Origin of the sequence: Ideonella azotifigens (assembly GCF_006519715.1) — a bacterium.
Taxonomy (GTDB): Bacteria; Pseudomonadota; Gammaproteobacteria; order Burkholderiales; family Burkholderiaceae_C; genus Ideonella; species Ideonella azotifigens.
This window is the reverse complement of record NZ_VIDT01000184.1, coordinates 1-8740: the sequence shown is the minus strand read 5'-3', so window position 1 is coordinate 8740 and position 8740 is coordinate 1. Positions and strand designations below refer to the sequence as shown.

6 protein-coding genes are annotated in these 8740 nt (G+C 67.4%); 3 read left to right on the top strand and 3 right to left on the bottom strand.

Annotated elements, in window-relative coordinates; genetic code table 11:
• From FKP22_RS13195 to FKP22_RS13185, 3 genes are all read right to left on the bottom strand, one after another.
• Window positions 1-304, bottom strand: a 304-nt coding sequence (locus FKP22_RS13195; protein WP_141287948.1) for a hypothetical protein, incomplete at its 3' end; no start/stop codon positions are given.
• Complete coding sequence (locus tag FKP22_RS13190) at window positions 301-1152, bottom strand: transporter substrate-binding domain-containing protein (protein WP_170200886.1); 852 nt, start codon at window positions 1150-1152, stop codon at window positions 301-303. The genes FKP22_RS13190 and FKP22_RS13195, both read right to left, overlap by 4 nt.
• A 258-nt stretch (window positions 1153-1410) precedes the next feature.
• The gene (locus FKP22_RS13185; protein WP_170200885.1) at window positions 1411-1833 is read right to left on the bottom strand and encodes an EF-hand domain-containing protein; all 423 of its coding nucleotides are present in this window, start codon (window positions 1831-1833) and stop codon (window positions 1411-1413) included.
• A gap of 246 nt (window positions 1834-2079) precedes the next feature.
• Here FKP22_RS13185 and FKP22_RS13180 point away from each other — a divergent pair, with 246 nt between their 5' ends.
• The 3 genes from FKP22_RS13180 (at window position 2080) to fusA (ending at window position 8551) form a co-directional block, all read left to right on the top strand.
• Window positions 2080-3558 carry an AMP nucleosidase gene (locus FKP22_RS13180; protein ID WP_141287945.1) on the top strand — a complete coding sequence of 493 codons (1479 nt, stop codon included), beginning with the start codon at window positions 2080-2082 and terminating at the stop codon, window positions 3556-3558.
• Between the two features lie 353 nt (window positions 3559-3911).
• Window positions 3912-6281: a catecholate siderophore receptor Fiu gene (locus tag FKP22_RS13175; protein ID WP_141287944.1), complete on the top strand. Its 2370-nt coding sequence runs from the start codon at window positions 3912-3914 to the stop codon at window positions 6279-6281.
• A gap of 176 nt (window positions 6282-6457) precedes the next feature.
• Complete coding sequence (gene fusA, locus FKP22_RS13170) at window positions 6458-8551, top strand: elongation factor G (protein WP_141287943.1); 2094 nt, start codon at window positions 6458-6460, stop codon at window positions 8549-8551.
• Window positions 8552-8740: the final 189 nt, after the last annotated feature.

The window sequence follows — 8740 nt, the reverse complement described above, 5'->3', positions numbered from 1 at the left end:
CCAGCCGCAGCAGCGCCATGGTGGACTGGTGCAGCAGCGCCTTGCCCTGCTCGGGCTGCCAGGCCGAATCGGGCCTGGCGGCCAGCGTCAGGTACAGGTCGCCGGTGACCAGCTCGACCCGTGCCTGGCGCATGTCGCGCAGCAAGGTGTTCAGCGGAATGCGGCTCTGCATCTGCTGCCAGAACAGCATCAGCAACAAGGCCCCGACCAGGCTGGCCCCGACGACGGCCAGCAGGCCCACGCGACCCGCCCGGGCAACCACCATCGGCAAAGGTGCAGGCTGGTGGCGCTTGATCATCTTCATGAGGCCGGCGCCAGCAGCTTGGCCAGCGTGACCGGTCCGGGCAGGTCCTCCGGCGCAAAACCGAAGCGCTGCATCAAGGCCCGGTGCTCGGGCGAACCGACCACCTCCGCCTGGGCCTTGTTCCAATGGCGCTGCAACTGGCTGTCCTCCAGGTGGAACTCGAACGCGACCCAGCCCGGCTCGGCACCTTCTGCCACCGGCGTGGCCAGCATGGGCACGGCACCACCCACGGCGGCCAGGTTGCGCACGGTGGGCAAGGACAGCATCAAAGCCTGGGCCAGTCCCTGCTGCACGGCTTCGCGGCCTTCCACCGCGTCTCGCACGACCACCAGCCGCGCGTCGCCCAGCCCGGCCTGGCGGGCCTGCTGATGCTCGACCGAGCTGCTCAGCACCGCCAGTTTCAGCCCCGGCTCGGCGGCCATGGCCTGCAGGCTGGCCGGCAAGCGGGCGTCGCTGCGGTGCAGCAGGCCGGCGGCCACGCGTTCCGTCGGTTCGGAAAACAGCAGCTTGCCGGCGCGCTCGCGGGTCACGAACATGCCGGCGGCAATCAGGTCGAAGCGGCGCTCCTGCAATTGCGGGATCAGCTGGTCAAAACTGGTCTGCACCCATTCGATGGCCGGCAGCCCGGCGCGCGCAGCGATCAGGCGGGCCAGTTCGGGCGATTCGCCGGTGACGCGGCCATCGGCCCCCAGCTGCGCATACGGTGCCTCGATCGCGTAGCCCACGCGCAGCACGCCGGCAGACCGCACGCGGCCCAGCGCGTCTTCAGGCCGGCCTGAAAAAATGACCAGCAACAGCAGCACGCCCAATGTCAGCAGGGCGGCGCCAACCATCTTTTTGCGTGACACAGCCACCTCTCGGTGCCGGGACATTTCCCTGGCAATGGCGGGCAAGAGCAAACGGTCTCGAAACAGCTGAATCAACTCTAGCGCAGTCTTCCTGCCTGGCGGGGCAGCAAATGCCCTCTGCCAGACTTGTGCGCAGCCTTGCAACTTAACAGCTTGGATTGCCTGCCGGCATCAGGGTTCCGCGCAAAGCTGTGGCGGCCAGGGCAATAAAAAAGCAGCTTCTCACGAAGCTGCCTTCCGGATGCACGAGCTGCAGGGTCAGCGCATCTTCATGCCGCGCATTTCGTCGGGGCTCAGCTGGCCGTCCTTGTTGACGTCCAGGCTGTCGAACTTCTCGGCCAGCTTGGGCCGGCTGGCGACTTCATCCTTGCTCAGCATGCCGTCACCATTGGTGTCCAGCTTGCCGAAAACGTCGGACTTGTGGGCTTCGCTGAAGGCGCGAAGTTCCTGCGGCGTCAGCTTGCCGTCCTTGTCGGTGTCGATCATGTCGAACTTGCCGGCAATGGCCGGGGCAGTGGCGGCTTCTTCACGGCTGATCGCGCCGTCGCCGTTGGTGTCCAACTGCTTGAAGTGGGCGGCACCCGGGCGGGCGGTGGCAGGATCGGCGGCTTGCGCGGCCGGCAAGGCCAGTGCCAGCGCGAGGGCGGCGAGCGGGCTGAACAGCAAAGCGGTACGGGACATGGAGGTGCTCCTTGGTCGTTTCGGAAAGGACAGACAGCGGAAAAATCTGCGTGGTGAATCGCGCTGAGCGCCGCCACGGTGGGGCGCCATCTGGCGCGTCCCGTGCACAACGTGGCCCGGCGGCAAGGCGTTGATCCTCGCTGCGGCGCATTACAGCTCTTTACACCGCCGCAAACTCGACTGACCTGGGGCTTGGCAATCGGGGGGCCTGCGGCGCCGGCCGGGCCAGCGGTTCACAATCTGCCCATGATCGAAGCCCCGTTCACCCCGCGCCAACGTTTCGACGACCCGGAAGCCGCCCTGGCCCAGGTCGTCGCCCTGTACCAGGCCCAGGTCAAGCACCTGCGGCAACAACTGCAAGCCTATGTGGACGGCCAGGCCCCGGCCGGCCGGGTGCGCGCCTGGTACCCCAGCGTGCGGGTGCAAACGCACACCGACCAGCGCCCCGACAGCCGACTGAGCTTCGGCTTCGTGGCCGGCGCAGGCACCTACGAAACCACGTTGACCCGGCCCGACCTGTTCGGCGACTACTACCGCGAGCAGTTCCGGCTGTTGCTGCGCAACCATGGCGGCCAGGCCATGGCGCTGGACGTGGGCCTGGGCACGCAGCCGATTCCCGTGCACTTCTCGCTCGGCGAGGCCGACCACATCGAAGGCACGCTGACGGCCGAGCAGCGAGCCCGCCTGCGCGAGCATTTCGACCTGCCGGACCTGGCCGCGATGGACGACGGCATTGCCAACGGCACCTACGAGCCCGGCCCCAAGGAGCCGCATCCGCTGGCGCTGTTCACCGCGCCGCGGGTCGATTACTCGCTGCACCGGCTGCGCCACTACACCGGCACCGCGCCCGAGCATTTCCAGAACTTCGTGCTGTTCACGAACTACCAGTTCTACATCGACGAATTCATCCGCCTGGGCCACCAGCTGATGCAGGGCGCCAGCAGCGACTACACCGCGTTTGTCGAACCTGGCAACGTGGTGACGCCGCGCGAAGGCACCGAGCAACGGGCCAGCGGCATGGCGCCGCCGCGGCTGCCGCAGATGCCGGCCTACCACCTGGTGCGCGAAGGCCATGGCGGCATCACGATGGTCAACATCGGTGTGGGCCCGGCCAATGCCAAGACCGCGTCGGACCACATTGCCGTGCTGCGGCCGCACGCCTGGATCATGCTGGGCCACTGCGCCGGCCTGCGCAACACGCAGCAACTGGGCGACTACGTGCTGGCCCACGGCTATGTGCGCGAGGACCATGTGCTGGACGAAGAACTGCCGCTGTGGGTGCCCATCCCGGCGCTGGCCGAGGTGCAGGTGGCGCTGGAGCAGGCGGTGGCCGAGGTCACCCAGCTCTCCGGGCAGGCGCTCAAGACGCTGCTGCGCACCGGCACCGTGGCCACCACCGACAACCGCAACTGGGAACTGCTGCCGCACCCGGGTCCCGAGCGCCGCTTCAGCCAGAGCCGCGCGGTGGCGCTGGACATGGAAAGCGCCACCATCGCAGCCAATGGCTTCCGTTTCCGCGTGCCCTACGGCACCTTGCTGTGCGTGAGCGACAAGCCGCTGCACGGCGAGATCAAGCTGCCTGGCATGGCCAACCACTTCTACCGAGAGCGGGTGGACCAGCACTTGCGCATTGGCATCCGCGCGCTGGAGCTGCTGCGCAGCGCTGGCGTGGGGCAGCTGCACAGCCGCAAGCTGCGAAGCTTTGCCGAGGTGGCGTTCCAGTAGCGCAAGGTCTGCCGCGCTTCAAGGCGCGAGGCTTTCCAGGGGCAGGGCCGCGGCAGCGTGGCCCTGCCCTTTTTGCTTGCATGCCGCCGCGGCAGTGGCAGGCACGCGACATGCGCAGCCTGGGAATTCTCTTCAATCAATAATCGTTCTCATTTCGATTATGATTGGGTTTACTTTCCTTAACCGATTTGCCGAGGCGAACGCCGCCGCAGCCGCAAGTGGCAGTCGGGGTCAGCAACAGACCGGGAGGGTTCGCAAGCGTTGATCGCCGCCGGGGCCGCCCGCACAGCCCGGCTGGTTCGGCATGCGCGCGCCGCAACCCCGATTCGCATTACCCAACTCATTTGTCTCCCATGTCGCAATACATCCGCAGCCGTCGCCATGCAGGCGCCAACGCCGTCGCCCTGCTGAGCGCTGTTCCGATGGCCGTGCTGGCCCAGACCGCGCCCACCACCCCGCAGCCCACCGACGGCGCGCTGCCCACCGTCAGCGTCAAGGCCCAGCGCGAAGTGCCGTTCAAGGCCGACACCAGCGCTTCGTCCAAGATCACCCAGCCGCTGATCGACACGCCTAAGACCATCACCGTCATCAAGAAGGAAACCCTGCAGGAGCAAGGTGCCACCACGCTGATGGAAGCGCTGCGCAACACCCCGGGCATCACGATGCAGCTGGGAGAAAACGGCAACACCTCGGCGGGTGACGCCTTCCAGCTGCGCGGCTTCTCGGCCCAGAACTCGACCTTTGTCGACGGCATCCGCGACCTGGGCGCGGTGACCCGCGACACCTTCAACCTGGAGCAGGTCGAGATCGTCAAGGGCCCGGCAGGCGCCGACATCGGCCGTGGCGCCAGCGGTGGCTACATCAACCTGATCTCCAAGCTGCCCAGCCTGGACGACTCGCGCCAAGGCTCGCTGACGCTGGGCACCGCGAGCAAGAAGCGCGCGACGGCCGACCTGAACCAGGCCATTGGCGACAGCACCGCCATCCGCCTGAACCTGATGGCGCAGAAGAGCGGCGTGGACGGCCGTGACGAGGTCGAGAACAAGGGCTACGGCGTGGCACCATCGATTGCCTTCGGCCTGAACACGCCCACCCGCGTCTTCCTGTATTCGCAGCACATGCGCCAGGACAACACGCCCGACGGCGGCATCCCGACCATCGGCATGGACGGCTACTACCGCGCCGTCACAGCCTCCGGCACTTCGGCCACCACGGCCGAGCAGGCTGCCGCGATCACTGCCGGCGAACGCGTGCGCCCGGAGAACTACTACGGCAGCAAGGACGACTACGAGAAGGTCAAGGCCGACATGGTCACGACCCGCTTCGAGCACGACCTGACGCCCACCACCACGCTGCGCAGCGCCTTCCGCTTCGGCCGCACCCACATGGACCGCGTGCTCACCGGCATTTCGTCGACCATCAACGGCTCGGACATCGGCAGCCCGATCAAGGACCCGTCGGAATGGACCGTGGGCCGCTCGCGCCAGCGCACCGACCAGACCAACGAGATCATTGCCAACCAGACCAGCGTGACGACCAGCTTCGTCACCGGTGGGCTGAAGCATGACCTCAGCGGCGGCCTGGAACTGACACACGAGCGCCAGCAGACGCTGGGCACCGGCACCACCGCGCAAACCATCAAGGGCGTGAACTACACGGCCATCGCGATCCCCGCGGCCAACCTGTACGACCCGAACACCAACGACGTGCTGGGCATCCCCTACCTGACCGGCGCAGACACCGAAGGCACGACGCTGACCGCTGCGGTCTACGCCTTCGACACGCTGACGCTGAACGAGCAGTGGAAGCTGAACGCCGGCCTGCGCTTCGAGCGCTACCGCATCACGACCAAGGCCGGCACCATCGTGACCAGCGCCAACCTCAGCAGTCACCCGGGCTACGCGGTGGGCGGCATCGACGTACAGGAACTGCGCGACGCCGACAACCTGCTGAGCTGGAACCTGGGCGCGGTCTACAAGCCCACCGCCGACGGCACCGTCTACGCGGCCTACTCGAACTCGCTGACGCCTCCGGGCAGCGCGAACTTCTCGCTTTCGGCCACGGTCACCAACGCGGCGAATTCCGCGATGGACCCGCAGGAAACGAACAACATCGAGCTGGGCACGAAGTGGGACCTGCTGGACAAGCGCCTGAACGTCTCTGCCGCGCTGTACCGCTCGGAAAACAGCAAGCAGGTCACGCAGGACACGGTCGACCCGACGATCTACCGCCAGGAAGGCAAGACCCGCATCACCGGCCTGGAGCTGTCCGCCGTTGGCCAGATCACCAATTTCTGGCAGATCACCGCCGGCATCGCCAAGATGAAGACCGAGCAGCTGAGCCAGACCAGCGTGTCCAGCACCGACAGCTCGGTCACCACCACCACCGGCGTTCGCTGGTCACCCGACCTGACCGCCACCTTGTGGACCTCGTACACCCTGAATGCCTTCACGCTGGGCGGCGGCGTGCGCTACGTGTCGGACCAGAAGCGCGTGATCTCGAAGAACAGCCTCAGCACCACGCCTGACAACGTGCCCGAGATCCCGTCGTACACGGTGGTGGACCTGATGGCCGCGTGGAAGGTCAGCAAGAACGTGAACCTGCAGCTCAACATCGGCAACCTGTTCGACAAGGAATACATCAGCACGCTGAACAACAGCGGCGCTCGCATGCGCCTGGGCGCGCCGCGCAATGCCTCGCTGACCGCCAGCGTACAGTTCTGATGCGCGTCGCGCGCCACGAGTCAGGCGACTGACGCGACGGTTGCGGCGCTGCTGCGAACGTGAAGGCCTCGGTGAAAACCGGGGCCTTTTTTGTTGTCGCCATGTGGCGTTCATGGCCTCTTGCTTTGCACCAGGGCCAGGCGTACCGTGGACGCGCAACCCGAAAGGAGCGCCCCATGTCAAGCCCAGCATCGCCGGCAACAGCCGGCCTGTCAGCACGGGGCGCTGCGGCCCGCGATGCCATGCACGCGATCCGCAGCCTGGCGTTGATGGGCCCGGCCGCTGCCGGCAAAACATTGCTCGCCGAGGCGCTGCTGCACCGCGCCGGCATGCTGGGCGCGCCCGGCAGCCTGGAGCGCGGCAGCACCGTCAGTGATTTCGACCCGCTAGAGAAACGGCTTCAACACTCGCTCAACAGCGCGGTGATGCACTTCGCACACGATGGCACCCGGGTGCACCTGCTGGACACGCCCGGCACACCCGACGCGCTGGGCCAGTCGCTGCCGGCCCTCGAAGCGGTGGACACCGCCGCCATCGTCATCAATGCCGCCGCCGGCCTGGAGCCGATGGCGCTGCGGCTGATGGCGCAGGCCGCAGAACGTGGCCGGGACCGCATCCTGATCGTCAACAAGATCGACGCGCCCGGCGTGGACCTGCCCGGCGTGCTGGCCCAGCTGCAGGCCGCCTTCGGCCGTGAATGCCTGCCGCTGAACCTGCCCTCGGCCGGCGCAGCGCGCGTGGTGGACTGCTTCTTCCAGCGCCAGGGCTCGGCCGACTTTTCGTCGGTGGCCGACGCGCACCGCGCGCTGGTGGAGCAGGTGGTGGAGGTGGACGCGGCCTTTGTCGAGCGTTACCTGAACGAGGGCGACCTGGATGCCAGCGAGCTGCATGCGCCGCTGGAAGAGGCGCTGCGCCAGGGGCACCTGATTCCGGTCTGCTTCGTCTCGGCGCGCACCGGCGCAGGCGTGAAGGAACTGCTGGACGTGATCGTGCGGCTGTTGCCCGACCCGACCGAAAGCAACCCACCGGCCTTCCTGCGCGGCGAGGGCGAGGAAGCGCAGCCAGTGCAGGCCACGGCCGACCCGGCGCTGCCGGTGCTGGCCCATGTGTTCAAGGTGCTGCAGGACCCGTACGTGGGCAAGCTCGGCGTGCTGCGCGTGCACCAGGGCACCTTGAAGCGCGACATGCAGTTGCTGATCGGCGATGCACGCAAGCCCTTCAAGGTCGGCCACCTGTTCCGGCTGCAGGGCAAGGAGCACTTGCCGATTGATGAGGCGCTGCCGGGCGACATTGCCGCCATCGCCAAGGTCGATGCACTGCATTTCGACGCCGTGCTGCACGACAGCCCCGACGATGGCCGGCTGCACCTGGCGCCGCTGAGTTTCCCGACCCCCGTGCACGGCCTGGCGATTTCGCCGCAGCGCCATGGCGACGAGCAACGGCTGTGGGAGCTGCTGCAGAAGCTGGTCGACGAAGACCCTTGCCTGCGGCTGGAACATGTGGCCGCCACGCATGAGACGGTGGTCTTCGGGCTGGGCGAGCTGCACCTCAAGGTGCTGCTGGACCGGCTGCGTGAGCAGCACCACTGCGAAGTGCAGACCCAACTGCCCAAGGTCGCCTACCGCGAGACCATCACCGGCCAGGCGGTGGGCCAGTACCGGCACAAGAAGCAGAGCGGCGGCGCCGGCCAGTTCGGCGAGGTGCACCTGCGGGTGGCACCGCTGGCGCGTGGCGAGGGCCAGCGCTTTGTCGACGAGGTCAAGGGCGGCGCGATTCCCGGCAGCTTCATGCCGGCGGTCGAGAAAGGCGTGCACGAAGCGCTGGCCGCTGGCGTGGTCGCCGGCTTCCCCGTCGTGGACGTGCAGGTCACCGTGTACGACGGCAAGCACCACAGCGTGGACTCGAAAGACATCGCCTTCACCACCGCCGCGCGCAAGGCCACCTGGCTGGCGCTGCAGGAGGCGCGGCCGCTGCTGCTGGAACCCATCGTCTCGCTGGAGCTGCAGCTGCCCACCGGCTCGCTGGGCGACCTGACCGGTGATCTTGCGTCCCGCCGCGGCCAGGTCACCGGCACCGACCAGCTGGCCGGCGGCTGGAGCGAAGTGCGCGCACTGGCACCCGCGGCCGAATTGCAGGGCTACCAGAGCCGGCTCAACGCGCTGACCGGCGGCCAGGGGCGCTACACGCTGGCGCTGTCCCACCACGAAGCAGCCCCGCCGAATGTGCAGCTGCAGATGGCCAAGGAGTGGCAGCGGCACGACGAGGGCTGACGCCGAGATGCCGCGCCTTTGCGCGGCATCAAACCCATGGGCAATCCATGCGGCTCACTTTGCGAATCATTCGCATTTGCAGTAACATGAGTTCACTGCAATGCAGCAACGTGGCACCCCGCCAGTTGGCGCTGGCGGCCCTTGCGGCCAGCGTGTGTTTGACCGCCGCCGCTCCCGCCCGCCCCGTTT

Bases quoted from the DNA above. Each gene is read 5' to 3' on its own strand.
- FKP22_RS13185 (WP_170200885.1), bottom strand. From the start codon at position 1,833: ATGTCCCGTACCGCTTTGCTGTTCAGCCCGCTCGCCGCCCTCGCGCTG.
- FKP22_RS13180 (WP_141287945.1), top strand. From the start codon at position 2,080: ATGATCGAAGCCCCGTTCACCCCGCGCCAACGTTTCGACGACCCGGAA.
- FKP22_RS13175 (WP_141287944.1), top strand. From the start codon at position 3,912: ATGTCGCAATACATCCGCAGCCGTCGCCATGCAGGCGCCAACGCCGTC.
- fusA (WP_141287943.1), top strand. From the start codon at position 6,458: ATGTCAAGCCCAGCATCGCCGGCAACAGCCGGCCTGTCAGCACGGGGC.